The organism is Streptomyces sp. NPDC000878 (assembly GCF_053599695.1).
The window spans coordinates 66016-83318 of record NZ_JBSFMT010000022.1 but is presented as its reverse complement, the minus strand read 5'-3'; the positions used below and the strand labels follow the sequence as shown (position 1 = coordinate 83318).

The 17303-nt window shown below is 72.3% G+C and carries 17 protein-coding genes; 9 read left to right on the top strand and 8 right to left on the bottom strand.

Translation table 11 applies throughout. The features are described from left to right. The first annotated feature begins 182 nt into the window (after positions 1-182). The 3 genes from ACWDR4_RS21250 to ACWDR4_RS21240 all read left to right on the top strand — a co-directional run bounded on the left by ACWDR4_RS21250 (position 183) and on the right by ACWDR4_RS21240 (position 4291). The gene (locus tag ACWDR4_RS21250) at positions 183-2504 is read left to right on the top strand and encodes a PEP/pyruvate-binding domain-containing protein (protein WP_450410561.1); all 2322 of its coding nucleotides are present in this window, start codon (positions 183-185) and stop codon (positions 2502-2504) included. After that, a complete protein-coding gene (locus ACWDR4_RS21245) occupies positions 2501-3427 on the top strand; it encodes a hypothetical protein (RefSeq protein ID WP_450410559.1) in 927 nt (308 codons plus the stop codon). Before ACWDR4_RS21250 ends, ACWDR4_RS21245 begins: the two co-directional genes overlap by 4 nt. A gap of 159 nt (positions 3428-3586) precedes the next feature. After that, positions 3587-4291, top strand: a complete 705-nt coding sequence (locus tag ACWDR4_RS21240; RefSeq protein ID WP_450410558.1) for a protein-tyrosine phosphatase family protein — start codon at positions 3587-3589, stop codon at positions 4289-4291. A 29-nt stretch (positions 4292-4320) separates the two neighbouring features. Here the strand turns inward: ACWDR4_RS21240 and ACWDR4_RS21235 are convergent, their stop codons facing one another. The 3 genes from ACWDR4_RS21235 to ACWDR4_RS21225 all read right to left on the bottom strand — a co-directional run bounded on the left by ACWDR4_RS21235 (position 4321) and on the right by ACWDR4_RS21225 (position 6430). Then, positions 4321-5124: an SAM-dependent methyltransferase gene (locus ACWDR4_RS21235; protein WP_450410556.1), complete on the bottom strand. Its 804-nt coding sequence runs from the start codon at positions 5122-5124 to the stop codon at positions 4321-4323. Positions 5125-5243: 119 nt separating this feature from the next. Continuing rightward, positions 5244-5459 carry a DUF397 domain-containing protein gene (locus ACWDR4_RS21230; RefSeq protein WP_105973954.1) on the bottom strand — a complete coding sequence of 72 codons (216 nt, stop codon included), beginning with the start codon at positions 5457-5459 and terminating at the stop codon, positions 5244-5246. Between the two features lie 110 nt (positions 5460-5569). After that, positions 5570-6430, bottom strand: a complete 861-nt coding sequence (locus ACWDR4_RS21225; protein WP_450410555.1) for a helix-turn-helix domain-containing protein — start codon at positions 6428-6430, stop codon at positions 5570-5572. 223 nt (positions 6431-6653) lie between these two features. Between ACWDR4_RS21225 and ACWDR4_RS21220 the strand changes: the two genes are divergently transcribed. Then, complete coding sequence (locus tag ACWDR4_RS21220) at positions 6654-7325, top strand: ATP-binding protein (RefSeq protein ID WP_450410554.1); 672 nt, start codon at positions 6654-6656, stop codon at positions 7323-7325. Continuing rightward, a complete protein-coding gene (locus tag ACWDR4_RS21215; RefSeq protein ID WP_450410553.1) occupies positions 7316-7768 on the top strand; it encodes a hypothetical protein in 453 nt (150 codons plus the stop codon). Before ACWDR4_RS21220 ends, ACWDR4_RS21215 begins: the two co-directional genes overlap by 10 nt. A gap of 27 nt (positions 7769-7795) precedes the next feature. Here ACWDR4_RS21215 and ACWDR4_RS21210 read toward each other — a convergent pair whose 3' ends face one another. The 3 genes from ACWDR4_RS21210 to ACWDR4_RS21200 all read right to left on the bottom strand — a co-directional run bounded on the left by ACWDR4_RS21210 (position 7796) and on the right by ACWDR4_RS21200 (position 10231). Then, positions 7796-7957 carry a hypothetical protein gene (locus tag ACWDR4_RS21210; RefSeq protein ID WP_450410551.1) on the bottom strand — a complete coding sequence of 54 codons (162 nt, stop codon included), beginning with the start codon at positions 7955-7957 and terminating at the stop codon, positions 7796-7798. 178 nt (positions 7958-8135) lie between these two features. Beyond that, positions 8136-8777, bottom strand: a complete 642-nt coding sequence (locus tag ACWDR4_RS21205; protein ID WP_450410550.1) for a DUF899 domain-containing protein — start codon at positions 8775-8777, stop codon at positions 8136-8138. Between the two features lie 89 nt (positions 8778-8866). Continuing rightward, positions 8867-10231, bottom strand: coding sequence for an amidohydrolase (locus ACWDR4_RS21200; RefSeq protein WP_450410549.1), 1365 nt, complete (start codon positions 10229-10231; stop codon positions 8867-8869). Between the two features lie 189 nt (positions 10232-10420). On the opposite strand from ACWDR4_RS21200, the gene ACWDR4_RS21195 reads away from it, so the two are divergent. Continuing rightward, positions 10421-11371 carry an endonuclease/exonuclease/phosphatase family protein gene (locus ACWDR4_RS21195; RefSeq protein ID WP_450410548.1) on the top strand — a complete coding sequence of 317 codons (951 nt, stop codon included), beginning with the start codon at positions 10421-10423 and terminating at the stop codon, positions 11369-11371. Between the two features lie 304 nt (positions 11372-11675). Here the strand turns inward: ACWDR4_RS21195 and ACWDR4_RS21190 are convergent, their stop codons facing one another. Beyond that, positions 11676-13547, bottom strand: coding sequence for an FUSC family protein (locus ACWDR4_RS21190; protein ID WP_450410546.1), 1872 nt, complete (start codon positions 13545-13547; stop codon positions 11676-11678). Between the two features lie 477 nt (positions 13548-14024). Here ACWDR4_RS21190 and ACWDR4_RS21185 point away from each other — a divergent pair, with 477 nt between their 5' ends. The 3 genes from ACWDR4_RS21185 (at position 14025) to ACWDR4_RS21175 (ending at position 16193) form a co-directional block, all read left to right on the top strand. Continuing rightward, entirely contained in the window at positions 14025-14579 is a 555-nt protein-coding gene (locus ACWDR4_RS21185) for a hypothetical protein (RefSeq protein ID WP_450410544.1), read from the top strand. Positions 14580-14664: 85 nt separating this feature from the next. After that, a complete protein-coding gene (locus ACWDR4_RS21180) occupies positions 14665-15660 on the top strand; it encodes a GNAT family N-acetyltransferase (protein WP_450410542.1) in 996 nt (331 codons plus the stop codon). A gap of 59 nt (positions 15661-15719) precedes the next feature. Next, positions 15720-16193, top strand: coding sequence for a GNAT family N-acetyltransferase (locus tag ACWDR4_RS21175; protein ID WP_450410541.1), 474 nt, complete (start codon positions 15720-15722; stop codon positions 16191-16193). Between the two features lie 30 nt (positions 16194-16223). Here the strand turns inward: ACWDR4_RS21175 and ACWDR4_RS21170 are convergent, their stop codons facing one another. Continuing rightward, positions 16224-17198: a glycoside hydrolase family 6 protein gene (locus tag ACWDR4_RS21170; protein WP_450410539.1), complete on the bottom strand. Its 975-nt coding sequence runs from the start codon at positions 17196-17198 to the stop codon at positions 16224-16226. Positions 17199-17303: the final 105 nt, after the last annotated feature.

Here is a 17303-nt window from a genome sequence, read left to right as displayed (position 1 = left end):
ACCTTATTCACGGTGGCCGGAAAACGGCTTCCGGCAGACGTGGAACAAGGCCCTCGATGGGATCATTGACGTCAGGAGACAGGCCTCACGGGGTCTGCCGCCACAATCCTTCGTTCCGTCGTCAGGCGCAGGGCCAACCCTACGCGTCCCCCCTGTTGGCGGTCGGTCCTGGAGGGTGTTCTATGACGACGCTCGATGAACGTCACGGAGAAGGCGCGCGCGACGGGGACGACCCCCGCGGCGGGGCGGTCCTGAACGCGGTCGGGGCACACGGCCTCCTCGACCCGGTCGGGACACACGGCAGGGAAGCCGTCCCCCTGGACCAGCCCGCCGCCGCACTCCCCCTGCTCGCCGGTTCCAAGGCGGCCAACCTCGCCCGCGCGGCCCGTGCCGGACTGCCGGTGCTGCCCGGATTCGTCATACCGCACCCCGCGTCCGCCCCCGAGGCCCACGGCCCGATCGGCGGCCCGGCCGACGCCCTGACCGGCGACCTGTCCGCGCTGCGCGACGCCTGGGACAGGCTCTCCGACGGCGGTGAGCGCCCGCTCGTCGTGCGGTCCTCCTCACCTCAGGAGGACACCCAGGGGTCGTCCCTGGCGGGCCAGTTCGCATCCGTGCTCGACGTCCGCGGCTGGGCCGACTTCCTCACGGCGGTACGGACCGTGCTCGACTCCGCGCACCGGCCCGGCGAACCCCCCGCCCCCATGGCGGTGCTGGTCCAGCCGATGCTCACCGCGCGCGTGGGAGGGGTGATGTTCGGCGCCGACCCCGTCGAGGGGCGCGCCGACCGGATGCTGGTGAGCGCGGTGCGCGGCGGCCCCGACAGCCTGGTCAGCGGGGAACAGGCGGGCACCAACTACTGGCTGAGCCCCCGTGGCCGCATGCTGCGCACGGAACCGGTGGACGCCGAGCCGCTCCTCGGCACCTTCGAACTGCGCCGGCTGGCCCGCCTCGCGCAGCAGGCCCGCAAGGTCTTCGACGGGCCGCAGGACATCGAGTTCGGGTTCGACGACCACGGACAGCTGTGGCTGTTCCAGAGCCGCCCGATCACCGCGATGGCCGTCCGCCCGTCACGCGGGGCCCGGCTGCTGGGCCCCGGCCCGGTCGCGGAGACCCTCCCGGACCAGCTGGAGCCGCTGGAGGAGGACCTGTGGGTGGCCCCGATGGCCCGTGGGCTCGCCGCCGCGCTCGACATCGGGGGCACCGCACCCCGGCGCCGGCTGCGTGCCGTGCCGGTGGTCACCGCGGTCGGCGGACGGGCCGCCGCGGACCTGGAGCTGCTCGGCGCCGCCCGGCCCCGGCACCGCTGGCTCGCGCTGCTCAACCCGGCGCCGGGCGGGCGCCGCCTCGCCGCCGCCTGGCGGACGGGACGGCTGGCCTCGGCGCTGCCCGGGCTCGCCGTCGACCTGGTGGCGGACGTCGACCGCCGGCTGGCCGAGACCCCGCCGCCCGCCGAGATCCCGGCGAGCGGACTGGCGTCCACCCTGCGCTGGACGCGTACGACGCTGGTCGCGCTGCACGCCCAGGAGGCGCTGGCCGGTGCGCTGCTCCCAGAGAGCCCGGGCGGCAGGTCCGGCAGCAGCCGTACGGCCGCCGGTGCCGCCCTCTCCGCGCTCGCGGACGCCCGCGCCCAGGGACTGCCCGACGAGCACGTCGTGACCGCCGAGCCGGTGGTCCTGGCCCTGACGGCACCGAGCCTGCGCGGCCGGATCCGGCTTCCGGTGGCGCCGTCGGCGCAGGAAGGCGGTCCCGACGGCACCCCGCGCGCGGGACACCGTCCCGACCTGAACGAACACCGCCCCGACGCGGACGGACACCCGCGTTCGGCGACCGTCACCGTCATACGCCCGTTCCGGCACCCCGTCGACAAACCGGCCGCCCCCGCGCCCGTGCTCCCGCCCCGTGAGGCGCTCCGGCTCCGGGTCCGGTGGGTGCAGGAGCTGCAGGTGCGGCTCGTACGGGAAGGGGCGCGCAGGCTTTTCGTACGCGGGGGGCTGGACGACGGCGCTCGGGTCGGGCTGCTGCGGTGGCCGGAGTTCATGACCGCGCTGGAGGGCGGGCCGCTGCCCGAGGACGTACGGAAGAGGCAGCCGCAGCCCGTGTCCGCCCCGCTGCCGGACTCCTTCCGGGTCGCCGAGGACGGGACGGTGGTCGCCGAGCGGAGCACCGACTCCTCCGGCGACGGCGGCCGGGGGGTGTCCGGCGGGCGGGCCGCCGGGACCGTCTGGGACGGCACCGGGACCCCGCCCTCGGACGCGGTGCTCGTCGTCCGCACCCTCGATCCCGCCCTCGCCCCGCTGCTGCCGGGGCTCACCGGCCTGGTCGCGCAGACCGGCAGCCCGCTGTCCCATCTCGCCGTGCTGGCACGGGAGTTCGGGCTGCCCGCGGTCGTCGGCGCGACGGACGCCGTGATCCGGTTCACGCCGGGCACGCGCCTCACGGTCGACGGCACCACCGGCGAGGTGCGCATCGGGGACGCGACCGGGACGGAGGATGGCCGATGAGGCGCATCGCCTATGTGTTCGCATGGCTGGCCGCCGCCGGGGCGGGCACCTACGTCGTCATCTACCTCTACCGCTGGCAATGGCAGCGGGCCGTTCTGTGCGGGGTGCTGCTGCTCGTCGTCGAGGTGATGCTGCTCGGGATCATGCTGATCGGACGGCTCTCGCGGATCGAGGAGCAGATGCGCGAGACCCAGGACCAGGTACGGGAGTCCGGCCGGCGACAGCAGGACGTGCTGGCGCGGCTGCGGGAGTCGCCGGCCCGGCAGGGCGCAGGGCGGTTCCGCTGGCTGGACGAGCCCGCCGAGCGCACCTACGTCTTCGTGCCGGTGCTCATGGTCACCGGTGTGCTGCTGTCCGGGCTCGCCTGGCTGGTGCAGCGGGTCGCGTCGGTCACCGCCAGGCCCGCCGAGCGGCGGCTCGCCGCACGGCTGGCCGTCCTGGCCGCGCCCGATCCGGCCGCCGACACCGACCTGGAGGACCTGCCCCCGGCGGGCGGCCGGCGGTCACCGGGCCAGGTCGCGCGGACGACGGCCGTCGGTGTCGTCGGTGTCGCGCTGCTCGGCGCGCTCGTCGTCGGGCTCGCGGACCTCACCCAGACCCGCGAGCAGAAGACGGACGACGACAGCCGGGCGACCTCCGTCCTCGTCCAGGTCGACCTGCGCGGCACCGGCAACGTCATTTCGGAGGAGCGGCGTTCCCTCGCCGCGCACCAGGTCTGGGAACAGTGCCGGGACTCCACCTCGGTGCCGCTCAACCGCGCGGCCCTCGGTGATCTCGGCGACGGTGTGTTCGCCGGTGTGGTCCGGCCCGCGCTCACCGAGCACGACCGGATGCGGCTGCGCGGCTGCCTGGAGGACACCACCCTCGACCGCGCCCACCTCACGGTCGTCGGGATCGGGGACTCGGAGTCGAACAGCAACTGAGAACACTTCGATCGGGACAAAAGAGCCCATACAGGCAAAAAGGATGCGTACGTCACGTAAAGACTTCGCTGTCAGTGGCCCGGGTTACGATGCAAAAGCGCTCTCGTCCCCTGCACGACACACGATCGCGCCCCCGTCCCCAACCCCCTCGGGTCCGCCATGGCTGCCGTCACCGCTCCCCCGCCCCCGTTTCCGCTGCCCACCCGCCGGGTGGCCCGCCGCGCCCTGCGGATCCTCGGCAGAGTCGCGATCGGCTATCTCGCCCTGTGGGCCACGGGCGCGCTCGGCATCCTGGCGGTGTCGCACTGGGTCGGCGAGGAGACTCCGGCGCCGCCGGGGACGCGTACGGTCCAGGGCGTCCACCACTTCGAACCCGTGGACAGCCAGGGGCGGTTGTGGCGCGGAGCGGCGCCCTCGCCGGTCGGTTACCGGGCGCTGGCGGGCCTCGGCATCACGACCGTCGTCGATCTGCGCGCCGAGGACCTGAGCGCGGCCCAGCTCGCCGAACCGGCCAAGGCCGGGCTGAACGTCGTACGCCTGCCGATACGTGACGGGCAGACGCCCACGGCGAAGCAGGTACAGCGGTTCCTCGATGTCGTCGCCTCGTCGTCCGGGCCGGTGTTCGTGCACTGCGGTGCCGGCGTCGGCCGTACGGGGACGATGGCCGCGGCGTATCTCGTCCAGGCCGAGAAGCAGTCACCGTCGGCGGCGGTCCGGCGCAATCTCGCGGTCGGACCACCGTCGATCGAGCAGATCTACTACGGGCTGAGCCTCGGCCGGGAGAAGGCCGAGCAGCCGCCGCTCGCGGTGGTGGCGGTCAGCCGGCTGGTGGACGCGCCGCGCCGCATGTGGTCGTGGATCTGAACCCGTAACCCACCGCTCACCACTCCCCGTCAGGACGTGCGGCCCACCGCCCCGTACCCGGGAATCACGCCGTCCTCCTGTCCGGGAACAGGTTCGCCCAGTTCCGGGTGCCACTTGTCGACCACCTCGACGCCGGGCTCGATCAGGTCGAGGCCGTCGAAGAAGCGGGCGAACTCGGTGCGGGAGCGCAGGGCGAGGGTGACGCCCGCGGCCTTGAGCTTCGCCGTGGCCGCCGCTGACTCCTCCGGGGTGAAGTCGGCGGTCGCGTGGGTCATCACCAGGTAGCTGCCGGCGGGCAGCGCGGCCAGCAGCCGGCCGACCATGTCGTGCGCGCCGTCCTCGTCGGAGACGAAGTGCAGCAGGGCGACGAGGGAGAGCGCGATGGGCCGTTCGAAGTCCAGGATCTTCTTCGCGCCCTCGATGATGGCGTCCGGGTCGCGCACATCGGCCTGGAGGTACTCGGTGACGCCCTCCTCCGTACCGCGCAGCAGGGCCGCCGCGTGGGCCAGCACGATGGGGTCGTTGTCGCAGTAGACGACCCGCGCGTCGGGGGCGATCTCCTGGGCGATCTGGTGGAGGTTCGGCTCGGTCGGGATGCCGGTGCCGACGTCCAGGAACTGCCGGACGCCGTGCCCGGCGAGCCAGCGCGTGGCGCGGTGCATGAAGGCGCGGTTGACCTTGGCCATCACCGGCACGCGCGGGTCGAGGGCGAGCATCTGCCGGCCCATCGCCTCGTCGACCGGGTAGTTGTCCTTGCCGCCCAGATACCAGTCGTACATCCGTGCGGGATGGGGCTTGCTGGTGTCGATCTCGATGGAGGGCTGCCCGGTCATGACGAACTCCGTAAGTCTCTTCGGGGTCTTGCGTGGCAAGTGATCAACTGAGCACCAAAATTAGGGGAATTGACTGAACACAGTGGAACGAACGGCGCACAAACGGCCGGAAACGATCCTCAGGAGAGCAGGAAGTCGGCCTCCCCCGCCTTGGCGCCCTCGATGAAGGCGAGCATCTCGTCGGTGGTGTAGATCAGCGCCGGTCCCTCCGGGTCGGTGGACTGGCGGAGGGCGATCCGGCCGTCGGCGAGCTTCATCGCCTCCAGGCAGTTGCCGCCGTTGCCGCCGCTCCACGGCTTGTGCCAGCCCTCACTGCCGAGTTCGCCGGCGGGCATGCCGTTGTAGATACGGGCGCTCGCCCGCTCGGTGAGCCGTTCAGTGGTCAGCTCATTGATTCGCTCGTGGCGTATCCGGGCCTTGGACGTCATGCGATCCATGCAGAGATTCAGAGCTCCTTGCGGAGATCCCGGAGGATCTCCTTCGTGCGATGTGCTGTAGCGGACTGAGCCGCCATGCGGTCCATGACCTCCAGGTGGGTTGCCACCTCGGTGCGCGAATCCAGATAGATGGCGCCGGTCAGGTACTCGCTGTAGACCATGTCCGGGAGTTCCGGCACGGCAAAACGAAAGAGCACGAAGGGCCCGTACGTGCCCGGGTGCGGCCCCGATGTGAAGGGGGCGACCTGGATGGTCACGTTGGGCAGGTTCGTGGCTTCGAGCAGTTTGTCGATCTGCGCACGCATCACCTCCGGTCCGCCCACCGGGCGGCGCAGGACGGTCTCGTCCATCACGACCCACAGCCGGGGCGCTCCGTCGCGGGTGAGCAGCCCCTGGCGTTCCATACGCAGCGCGACATGGCGCTCGATGTCCTCGGGTCTGGTCTGGCCGATGGCGCCCGATTTCAGGACACCAAGGGCGTACTCCTCGGTCTGCAGCAGTCCGGGGACGAAGTGGGGCTCGTACTGGCGGATGAGGCTCGCCGCGCCCTCCAGGCTGACGTGCATGGAGAACCAGCCGGGCAGCACGTCGTGGAAGCGCTGCCACCACCCGGGCTGGTTGGCGTCCTCGGCCAGCTGGACGAACGCCTCGGCCTCGTCGTCCGAGACGCCGTACGACTTCAGGAGGAGCTGGAGGTAGGGAATCTTGAGCGCGACCTCGGCCATCTCCATACGACGGACGGTGGCGGGGGCGACCCGGAGGATGCGCGCGGCCTCCTCGCGCCGCAGGCCCGCGCGCTCCCGCAGGTCCAGCAGGCGCCGGCCGAGGACGACCTGTCCGACCGTCGGCGCGGACCGCGGTTCGCTCACGCTCCACCTCCATCGAGCACCGGCATACCCGGTGAAGATTCCTGACAGCCCGGCGGCGCCAAACCGGAATCTGTTCGAAGGTTTATTCGAAAACCTGCCGAAAGTCCCAACTGGCGCCGCTCCGCGTGCTGTTGCGAGCAGTGTGCCACGCCGTTCCACTCCGTCACACCGCACTCTGCATTTTTCAGAGTGACACTTGCCAAGTGTTCACGGCGGGGAGATAGTGGCAAGCGTGATCCCGTCCCCGCCCTTAGGAACAGACGCCGCCGCGGACCGCTCCGGTCCCGGGTCCGCAGCCTCGCTGCGCCCCGGTACGGCGGCCGAGCGCCGGTTCCGCTTCGAGCTGGCCGCCCATCCGGGCTCGCCCGCGCAGGCCCGTCGCCTGACGCGCGCCCGGCTCACGGGCTGGTCGGTCTGCGAGGACACCTGCGACACGGCGGCTCTCGTCGTCACCGAGCTGGTCACCAACGCCATCGTGCACACCGCGAGCAGCCACATAGTCTGCGAGCTGCACGACGGCGACGACCTGGTGCGCATAGCCGTGCGTGACGAGGGCTGCGCGCCCGGCGTGCCCCATCAGTCGCCGCAGCGCCCCGACGACGAGCAGGGGAGGGGGCTGCTCCTCGTCGAGGCCATGTGCAGGGCCTGGGGGGCCCAGGAGCACGGCCCCGGCCTGCTGGTCTGGGCGGAACTCGCCCGCCGCGCCGACGCCCAGGACGGCACGGCGGCCCGCGGCGACCTGGGCTGGGGCGCGCCACCGCCCCGCCCCGGCACGGGCGGCGACCCGGAGCCGGAGCCCGCCGACGACACACAGCCCGAGAACGGGCACCACGGGCGGCACCGGTTTCAACGGCACGCGACATCGGGGACGGGGACAGAGGCCGAATGGGTGTAAGGGGCAGTTCCACGGGGGGCCGTGTCGTCAGCATGGACACGCTGGTGCGCATGAAGCGCGGTCTGCACAGTCCGCCCCGTACGGGAACTCCCCTGCGCCTTCCGATACCGGAGGGCATGACCGCCCCCCTGGGCTGCGACGCGGTGGCGGTACCCGCCCGCTTCGGCCCCCGGGTACTGCCCCGGCTCCCGCGCGTGGGCTGTGTGTACGCGGACGCCGGCCGTTGGTGGTGGCTGGTCCCCGCCGACTCCGACTACGCCCTGGAGTGGCCGGCCCCGTCGCACTACGCCACGGGAGCGGTGGTCCTCGACGCCCCGCGTGTCCCGTCGCTGCTGCACCGCCCGGCGGACACCCTGCCGTACACCCCGCCGATCCCGCTCTACCTCGCCCTGTGCCAGGTGACGGGGACGACTCCCACCTGGTCGAGGCCGATCAGCGCCTGAGCCGGCGGCCCGCCGCCGTCACGGAGGTCACTCGCCGACGGCCCCGCCCCGGACGATCACCAGGAACGTGTCGGTCGCGAGGTCCATGACGACCTCCGCCGCCTGGCCCTCCAGACGGCACGCCTGTGCGAACTCCTCCGCCGGCCAGGAACCGCGCGGTCCGCCGGCGGGAAAGCGCTCGAGCACCATTCGCCTGTTCACCCTGCACCTCCATGTAGCGCTGATCTCGTAGAGTTAAACGCTCATCATGGGGAAAAGGCCTCGCCGAGTGACCGTACTGAGACGTAGTTGACACTCGTTCACCGGCAGATGTGAGGATCACCTCACCCTGTTACATCCCCCGGCGCCCCTCTTGTCACCTTGCGCATCAGTCCTCGTACTCGTCGTGACGACGCACGCGCGCGTGGCCGTCGGACGTCCCCAAGGGCATGAGGTCCAGGAAACTCGTGGCCGAGCCGAGGCCGTCGAGGCCGCGTCCGTACGCCGAGTACGTATGGAAGACCTGGTCCCGCTCCCGCAGGAAGCAGCTCACGCCGGACCGCTCGACGACCTCCTCCGCGCTCCCGGACGTCACCAGGAAGTCGCGGTTGAAGTCGTTGCCGTAGGACGAGTACCAGGGAACCGTCCACCCCATGCGCGCCTTGAACGGCAGGATCCGCGTGTACGGCGCCCGGGACACGACCGCGAACGAGGCGTCGCGGGCCCACAGGTGCGCCAGGTGACCGACGTTGTCGAGGAACTCCGAGCAGCCGGCGCAGCCCGCGGCCCACTCGGGGGCGAACATGAAGTGGTGGACGACGAGTTGACGGCGGCCCTGGAAGAGGTCGAGCAGGGTGGCTTTGCCGTCGCCGCCCTCGAACACGTACTCCTCGTCGACCGCGGCCATGGGCAGCCCGCGCCGCTCGGCGTTCAACGCGTCACGCGCGCGCGTGACGACCTCCTCCTTGACCAGCAGCGCCTCGCGTGCCGCCCGCCATTCGTCGCGCGAAACGATCCGCGGAAATGTCATCGCCCCTCCAGGCCCCCGTTGTGGAACGGTCCGTTCTCGGGGGTGGACCGGCGGGGCGCGCGGAACTCATCGCCGCTCGGAGAAAAATCTCAGGTGTCGTACTCCTGGATCCGCTTTCCGTGACTCCGGTCGACCAGCGCGGGCAGCCGCTCCCCCAACTCCCGGACGATTCCCGGAACGTCGAGGGTGAGCAGCTCGCGGTCGCGCATGAGGACGCGGCCGTCGACGATCGTCGTACGCACGTCCGAGGAGCGGGCACTGTGGACGAGGGTCGCGGCGAGGTCGTGCACGGGCTGGGTGTGCGGCCCGGTGAGGTCGACGAGGACGATGTCGGCCCTCCGGCCGGGCGCGAGGCTGCCGATCCGCTCGCCGAGTCCCACCGCCCGCGCGCTCTGCAGCGTGGCGTGGTGCAGGGCCTGCCGGGAGGTCAGCCAGCGGGGGTCGCCCTCGGTCGACTTCTGGATCAGCGAGGTGAGCGCCATCGACTCCCACACGTCGAGCGAGTTGTTCGAGGCGGCGCCGTCCGTCGCGAGCCCGACGGGGACGCCGATCCCGCGCAGGGCGCGTACCGGAGTGGTGGTGGGCCAGGCGAACTTGAGGTATCCACGGGGTGCGGTCGCCACGGCCGTACGTCCGTTCGTGCGCTCCAGGACGGGAAGGTCACGCTCGACGATGCCGGTGCCGTGCGCGAGGAGGACGTCTAGGTCGCCGGTGAGGACGCCGGTGCGGGCCAGGACCTCGATCGGGGTGAGGCCGTGGCGGGCGAGGCTGGTGTCGGTCTGGTCGCGGTTCTCGGCGGCGTGGATGTGGATGGGCAGGCCGTGTTCGCGGGCGAGGTCGGCGGTGGCGGCGAGGTCGGTGTCGTCGACGGTGTACGGGGCGTGCGGGGCGAGGGCGGTGGTGATGCGGCCTCCGGCTCCGCCCCGGTGCCGCAGCGCGAACTCCAGTGACCTCTCGCGCCCTTGGGGCCCCTGCGAGGAGAAGTACGCCTCTCCGAGGTGCGCGCGGATCCCGCACTCCTCGACCACCGCGGCGACGGTGTCCATCGAGAAGTAGTGGTCGGCGAAGCAGGTGACACCGCCGCGGATCATCTCGGCACAGGCGAGCCGCGCGCCCAACTCCACGTCACGGTCGGTGAGGTTGGACTCGATCGGCCAGACGACGTCGTTGAACCACTCCTCGGTGGGCAGATCCTCGGCGATCCCGCGCAGCGCGACCATTGGGGCGTGCGTATGGCAGTTGACGAGCCCGGGCATGGCCACCTGCCCGCGCGCGTCGATGCGTTCAACGGCGTCCGGGAGGTCGACGCCCACGCCGATCGCCTCGATGACCCCTCCCCGTACGACGATCGAGGTGTCCTCGGCGAACTCGATCCGTTCGTCGGCGCCGGTGTGCCGGAGGGCGGTGCAGCCGGTGATGACGAGATCCGCCGGAGCGGCGGGAGAAGGCGTCATACGGCCACCGTACGACGCACTCCTACCGGTGGGCGACGTGAACCGCGCATCCCCGCGTCGCTCTGTCGCCGGAGGCGGCGGCCCGGGCACGCTGGACGCACAACGTGACACACCGTCCGGAACTGACCGGAACGTGCTCGAAGTTACTGGAAGTTACTGGAAGTTACTGGAACCGAGGGGGAGCCCGGCATGCTCGTCGCCACCTGGAACCTGGAGAACCTCTACCGCCCGGGCGGCCCGTTCGGCCCGAAGAACAGGACGGCGTACGAGGCGAAACTCGCCGCCCTCGCCGCCGTGATCACGGAACTCGACCCGGCGCTGCTCGCCGTCCAGGAGGTCGGGGACGTCGAGGCTCTGCATGATCTGGTCGACCTGCTGGGCAGCGGCTGGACCATCGCGACCTCGCGGCTTCCGGACAGCCGGGGCATCCGGGTCGGTTTCCTCGGCCGTGTGTCGTTCGAGGTACTCGCCGACACGAACGTGTTCCCGGAGAGGCTGCGTCCGGTGCAGGTGGACGACTCTGGCCTGGAGGTCTCGGTGACGGGCCGTGGCTTCCTGGCCGTGGAGGCCGACACCGGGGGCGGTCCGCTGCGGGCGGCGGTCGCCCATCTGAAGTCCAAGCTGCTGTCGTACCCGAACGGCCGCTTCCACCCGCTGGACGAGGGCGAACGGGCCCGGTACGGCGCGTACGCCCTGTACCGGCGCGCCGCCGAGGCGACCGCGCTGCGGGCCCTCGCCGACGACCTGCTGGCCGACGAGGGACGTACGCGCGATCTGGCGGTCCTGGGCGACCTGAACGACGAGGTGCGGGCGGCGACCACCCAGATCCTGCTCGGCCCGCCCGGCTCGGAGATCGGCACGCCCGGCTACGACCACGACGACAAGGGCGACGCGACCCGCCTGTGGGACGTGGCCCCGCTCATCCCGGCCGACCAGCGCTACTCGCGCATCAACTCGGGCCGCCGCGAACTGATCGACCACGTCCTCCTGAGCCACCACCTGCTCCACCGCACGACGGAGGCGGGCACGGGCCTGCCCGGAAACGGCGCGCCGGCCCTCCCCTCGATCGGCCCGGACCCGGAGACCCGACGCGACGCACCGGGCTCGGACCACGCACCGGTGTGGGTACGGATCGACTGACGCGGAGCGGCCCTCGGCCGACGTGGGCGGCATCCCGTCCTCAGCCCGCGAGAGGCGCCTCACCCACGCGCGCGGGACACGCGCCTGGAGGAAGCGACGATCGGCCGGGGGCCGGGTCTCACCCGCGCGCGGGACACTCATCCGCCGACGCGGAGCCGCCCTCGGCCAGCGCGGGTGGCGTCCCGCCCTCAGCCCGCGAGGGACGTCTCACCCGCGCGCGGGACACGCATCCGCAGCCCGGGCGAGGCGCACCAGGCCGGCTCCACACCCCGTGCGGATACGGATCGACCGTCGCGAAGTCTCCTCAGCCCGCGAGGGGCGTCTCGCCCACCCCCGACCCCCGCACCCGCATGCGCAGCCCCGCGCGCTCGCGCCGCTCGGCGAGTTCGTCCAGGAGTTCGGTGAGGTGTTCGGTGTGCCGGCGGGTGAGGAGGCCGGTGTCGTCGAGGTGCACGGCACAGGCGGTCGTCGTGTCGACAAGTCGTTCGAGGGTGGATGCGACCTCCTCCGTGCCCTCGGTGTGCCGTGCCAGGGCGGGCAGTTCGGCCGCGGAGTGCCCGATGGCCGTACGGGCCTCGGCGAGCGCTCGATAGGCCTCCCGGCGCAGCACCCAGCGCGCCTGGCGGTCGTCCGAGCCGCTCATCACATGCTGGAGGTAGGCCTGCGCGGCCTCGGCGGCCCGCGCCAGTCGCGACCGTACGCCCCCGCCGCGCTGCCCGGGCATCGGCAGATGTCCGACGACGAGTACGAGGGCACAGGCGACCAGAGTCTCGAAGATCCGACTCCACGACGCCTGAGGCTCGCCACCGACCATCACAAGGGCGAGCACCAGCACCGTGACGACGGCGGTCTGCGCGGCGAAGTGCCGGGTGGCAACGGGGATCAGCGCACCGCTGACGGCGACGAGCGCGACGAGCCCCTCGGGCCGGGGCAGTACGGCGGCGAACCCGGCGAAGACGACGGCCCCGAGGACGGTCCCCGCCGCCCGGCACAGGACGCGCGACACGAGCGGCCCGAGGTCGGGCTTGACTAGGAAGACCGCGGTGGCCGGAATCCAGTACCAATGGTCGTGATGCGTCGCCTGCGCGACGGCCGCACCGGCCCCGAAGCAGAGCGCGACCCGCAGCCCGTACTCACGCCCGCCGGAGTCGACGGCCGTACGCAGCAGGGCCGCGACGGTACGGCCCCGCTTGTGCAGGTCGTCCGTGTCGCCGCCCCGGTCGAAGGCGTCGGCGGCGTGCAGCAGCGCGTCATCGAGGGCGCGCAGCCCCGGCGCGCTGCGGGCGGGGGCGGGCAGCGGCCCGGTGTGCGTGTTGGTCCGTACGGCGGCGGCGAGGCGCCGGGGCCCTTCGGCCACGCGCGCGTGGAGGGCGTCCCCGCTCCAGGCGAGGGCGGTCGCGGCCTCGGCGAGGGGCAGGGCGGCGGCGTACTGGGTGCGCAGCCGTCGCTCGTCCGCGGAAGTGGCGTACTGGCGCAGCCGGGGCCCGCCGAGCGCGTCCTGGGCGTGGTCGAGGGCTGCGGTGAGGGCGACTCGCCGGGCGCCGGCATCCGCCGTACCGGCCGCGTCGAGCAGATCGGCGACGGCGTCGTACACGGCGGCGACGGCGGTACGTTCCCCGTCGAAGCGGAAGTCACCGGCGGTGGCGCCGGGCGTGGGCAGCGCGAGGCGCAGGGCGACCAGCCAGCCGGCGCCGGCGACGAAGAACAGCGCCCGTTCCCAGCCCGGCTCGGGCAGCGGCATCCCGGCCCCGATGGCGGCGGCGACGAGCAGTTGCGTACCGGCGCCGGACGCGACGGGCCCGATCGCGCTGATACCGCCCGCGAGGAGCCCGAGGGCGGTGAGGACAAGGGTCAGCGGTACGGCTCCGAACTGCTGTCCGGCGTACGTCCCGACGACCAGTCCGGCGGCCCCGGCCAGCGCGGGCACACCGAGCCGCCTGACGGAGGAACGCCTGCTGCCCGGGCGGTCGTTGATCCCGGCGAGCATGGCACCGAGCGCGGCGACGACACCGAGGGAGGTGCGGTCGGCGAGCACTCCGGCCAGCAGCAGCGGCCCGGCGGCCAGCGCACCCCGGATGACCGCGTTCCAGGGCACGGGCCCGCGCTGGGCGCGCAGCGCGTGGGCGAGCCAGGGCGGCAGGGCGAAACGCGGGCGCGTGCTGCTGGGGCGTGACACGGGGCTCCTGTCGTGACGAGGGCGGCGGTGCGATGCCTTCGGGCGACGATGGCCGGGCTGTGGTGTCCAGCGTAGATCGGGGTGTTGGAGGAGATGGGGCGCAAGTATTTCGGGGAAGTGACGGTTCGCCGGAAAGGCGCGTTCTTTATGAACGCAAGGGCGGGCGGAGGGGACGAGGCCAGGGGGACGAGGGCCAGGGGCTCGGGCCGAAGGGCTGCTGAAGGGTGATTGTCAGTGGTGGGCGCTTCAATAGGAGATGTCGTCACAGAGCGTCACGACTGAGCTACGGGGGAGGTAGCGATGGCCTGCCATGCCGGCGATCGGGGCTACGAGAAGAGTCACGGGGAAAGCCGGGAGCATCAGAGCTCTCAGGGCTCCCGGAGTTCTGAGAGCAACGACCATGAAAACGACCATGAGGAGGACGGACAGCGGTACGTCTCTCTGGCGGGGCTCCGTGCCCGCGGATGGACCGGCGGGATGGTGCACCGGCTGCTCGGGGCGCCGGACCGGCTCAGTGTCAATCCTCGGCTGAGGGCGGCGCCGCAGGTCCGGCTGTACCGGTTCGATCGGGTCGAGGCGGCCGAGCGGGGCGACGAGTTCCGGCGGGTGTCGGAGTCCTCGGCGCGGCGGTCGGAAGCGGTGCGGAACGCGGTGCGGCGACGGCGGCTGGAGATCCTGGAGCGGATCAGGACGGAGCCGATCGAGGTACCGCGGCTGGAACCGGGCAAGCTGGCCCTGCGGGCGGTGGAACACCGGGCACGGCAGGAGGCGGTGGCCGGCGGCCTGATCGAACTGGCCGGCGGGGACTCCGCGCAGGGCACGGGCCGCGCCTCTCTCGCCCCCTGGAAGGTCGACTACCTACGGCACCGAATGAGCCACTACCACCAACTCCTGGAGGGTCTACCGGGAGGCGAGCGGGACTCCGGCCGGGCCGAGGCCGAGGAACTGCTCCGCCGGCGGATCTGCGCGGCCATCGCTGAGGCGTATCCACCACTTGAACAGGAGTGCGAGAGGCAAACGCGCGACCAATGAGCGGGTCCACCGCCAAGGTGAACCCACCTGTGAGATCCCTTCCCGGGCCGGACGGGCACACCGCCCCTGTCCATACGCTCCGCCCATGGAAGATGATCTCGCCCTGCGCGTGCACGAACGTCTGTCGGCCTGCCCCGGCCTACGCCCGGTCGGGGCGGCCGAAGGACACCGGTTCGGCCGCTGGGACCTGGTCTCACTCGCCGAGGGCGCCCTCGGCGAGTGCACCGACCCGGACTCGCTCACGGCCTCGCACGAGAAGCGGTTACGCGTCCGACTGGGCGCGTCCGGACGGGAGTACACACACAACGACGACTACTGCAGGAGGTACTGGATCTGGGACGTGACGGAGGACGATCACGGCGGCCGTGCTGCTCGCGGGCTCGGGCGGCCGAAGGGGCCGCTCGGGACCATCGCCGTGGACACCTGGCCGAGCGGCGTGGGCTCGCTGCGCGTCTCGTCGCTGTACGTCCATCCCGTCGCCCGGCGACGCGGCCTCGCCTCGTCGGCACTGGACACGGTGTACGAGGCGTGCCGTGCCGAGAACCTGAACGGCTTCCGCCTCGACACCTGCTGGACCTGGCAGCGGAGCGTCCGCTACTACCTCAACCGGGGCCTGTGGGTGACGTCGTGGAAGCACGCGCTCGGGCTCGCCCGGCTGTCGTATCTGCCCCGGTACGAAGTCAGGGAGAACGAGGGCGAGTTGACGTTCCTGGTGGCGGGACCGGACGGGCCCGACCGGGGCGTGTGCGCGCCCGGGGTCATGGTCCCGCTGCTCGTCGCCGATGCCGTCGACGGGCGGCTGCGGTTGCGGGAGACGGAGCAGTACGCCCGTATGCGCGAGGAGCTGGACTCCGTCCGGTACTACGCGCGGTCGACGCTCGCGCTGCATCTCGCCGTGCGCGGGCTGCCGTTGGTGAGAGGGGAGGAGGAGTGGGCCGAGGCACTCGCGGGGCGGTGGTGCGACATCGGCGACCCGGAGGGGCTGGCACGGAAGATCGAGATCTTCGAGGGGGTGGCACGCGACGACGGCTGGCGACTGACGGGCCTGTACGGCAAGTCGTCGCACTCGCGCCGCGACTGACGCGACCACCCGGAAATCGAGGTGCGTCCGGCGCGGCGCATCTGACAGGCTCCGCCCCCGTGACCACCTCATACCCCGCCCCGAAGATCACCCTCCGCCGTGCGGTGGCCGACGATGCCCTCGCCGCGGCCGACGTGCTGCTGCGGTCCAGAGCCGCCGCACTGCCGACCGTTGCCTGGCCACGGTCCGACGACGAGGTCCGCGGCCACTTCCGGAACGTGGTGGTGCCGCACCGCGAGACATGGGTCGCCGAGGCGTCGTCCGGGGGCGGGATCGTCGGGGTGATGGTGCTCGCCGGTGACGAGGTGTCCCAGCTGTATCTGCTCCCGGACTGGCGTGGGCGCGGCATCGGGGACCTCTTCGTCGCCCTGGCGAAGGAACGCGGCCCGGGCGGGCTGACCCTGTGGACCTTCCAGGTCAACAAGCCCGCCCACCGCTTCTACGAACGCCACGGCTTCGTCGCCGTCGAGCACACGGACGGCAGCGGGAACGAGGAGCGCGAGCCGGATGTGCGGTACGTCTGGCAGCCGTGACGCACCCGCCCCGGGCTCGCGAACCCGGGCTCACGGGCGTGCGTTGCGGGCGAGTTCGAGGGCGTACGACGGCCACCACTGACCGGCCGCCGGGCCGCCCCGGCAGGTGCCGTCGGACTCGCCCGGCCGTTTGATCCACAGGTGGGCGTCGAGCGGAGGACGGCCCGTGACCGTCGTGGGCGGTGTCCCCAGGGCCCGCCCCGGCGGATTGCACCACGACTCCGCGTCCGTGCCACCGGCACCGGAATCGGTGTAGGGACCGTTGCCGTTGCGGCTGGTGTCCACGACGTAGTGCTTGCCGCCGAGGGCCTTCGACAGGGCGTCGCCGTAGGCCTGACTGTCCTCGTCGGTGCGGAAGTTGGAGACGTTCAGGGCGAACCCGTCGGCCTGTCCCACGCCCGCCGCACGCAACGCCTCGACCAGTCGCGTCGGTTCCGGGATCCAGCCGGAGTTGCCCGCGTCGAGGTACACGCGCGCGTTCTGCTGCCGTTTGATCCGCTCGACGGCGTACGCGAGCAGCGCGTACCGGTCCGCCGCCACGACCTGGGCGCAGCCCGCGACCACCTGCGCGACGGCATCCGGTTCGACGATCACATACGCGGCCCGGTCACCGAGCCCCGCCGCGAACTCGTCCACCCAGGCGCGGTAGTTCGACGCGGTCAGCGCGCCGCCGCCGGAGTACTGGCCGCAGTCCCGGCCCGGGATGTCGTACGCCACCAGCACGGCCGTCCGCCCGGCGCGCGCGGCGGCCGTGGTGACCGTCTGGACGGTGGCCCGGGGGCTCGCCCCGGTCACCCACTCGGCCTGGGGACGGCTCGCGATCCGGTCCATCAGCGCGGCGTCCGCGTCACGCCCCACCGCCCGCCACTCGACGGCCTGCCGCGCCGCACTCGACCGGGGATCCACCCAGAGCAGTTCGAAGGCAGCCCCCTCACCCCCGCCACCCCCACCCGCGTGTTCCCCGACACCGGCACTCGCCCCCGCCCCCGCCTCCGTCCCCGTCATCCGGGCGCTCCTCTCCCCCAGCGCCCCCACACTGCAACCCCCCACGAGCAGTACGACGACACAAGCCCTCGGCAACCACTTGGGCAAGGTGGTTGACCTGGGCGA

Excerpts from the sequence above, each read along its gene's own strand:
- ACWDR4_RS21245 (WP_450410559.1), top strand. The coding sequence starts at position 2,501 with ATGAGGCGCATCGCCTATGTGTTCGCATGGCTGGCCGCCGCCGGGGCG.
- ACWDR4_RS21240 (WP_450410558.1), top strand. The coding sequence starts at position 3,587 with ATGGCTGCCGTCACCGCTCCCCCGCCCCCGTTTCCGCTGCCCACCCGC.
- ACWDR4_RS21205 (WP_450410550.1), bottom strand. The coding sequence starts at position 8,777 with ATGACATTTCCGCGGATCGTTTCGCGCGACGAATGGCGGGCGGCACGC.
- ACWDR4_RS21210 (WP_450410551.1), bottom strand. The coding sequence starts at position 7,957 with ATGGTGCTCGAGCGCTTTCCCGCCGGCGGACCGCGCGGTTCCTGGCCG.
- ACWDR4_RS21230 (WP_105973954.1), bottom strand. The coding sequence starts at position 5,459 with ATGCCCGCCGGCGAACTCGGCAGTGAGGGCTGGCACAAGCCGTGGAGC.
- ACWDR4_RS21215 (WP_450410553.1), top strand. The coding sequence starts at position 7,316 with ATGGGTGTAAGGGGCAGTTCCACGGGGGGCCGTGTCGTCAGCATGGAC.
- ACWDR4_RS21180 (WP_450410542.1), top strand. The coding sequence starts at position 14,665 with ATGGAAGATGATCTCGCCCTGCGCGTGCACGAACGTCTGTCGGCCTGC.
- ACWDR4_RS21250 (WP_450410561.1), top strand. The coding sequence starts at position 183 with ATGACGACGCTCGATGAACGTCACGGAGAAGGCGCGCGCGACGGGGAC.
- ACWDR4_RS21170 (WP_450410539.1), bottom strand. The coding sequence starts at position 17,198 with ATGACGGGGACGGAGGCGGGGGCGGGGGCGAGTGCCGGTGTCGGGGAA.
- ACWDR4_RS21200 (WP_450410549.1), bottom strand. The coding sequence starts at position 10,231 with ATGACGCCTTCTCCCGCCGCTCCGGCGGATCTCGTCATCACCGGCTGC.
- ACWDR4_RS21195 (WP_450410548.1), top strand. The coding sequence starts at position 10,421 with ATGCTCGTCGCCACCTGGAACCTGGAGAACCTCTACCGCCCGGGCGGC.
- ACWDR4_RS21185 (WP_450410544.1), top strand. The coding sequence starts at position 14,025 with ATGGTGCACCGGCTGCTCGGGGCGCCGGACCGGCTCAGTGTCAATCCT.
- ACWDR4_RS21235 (WP_450410556.1), bottom strand. The coding sequence starts at position 5,124 with ATGACCGGGCAGCCCTCCATCGAGATCGACACCAGCAAGCCCCATCCC.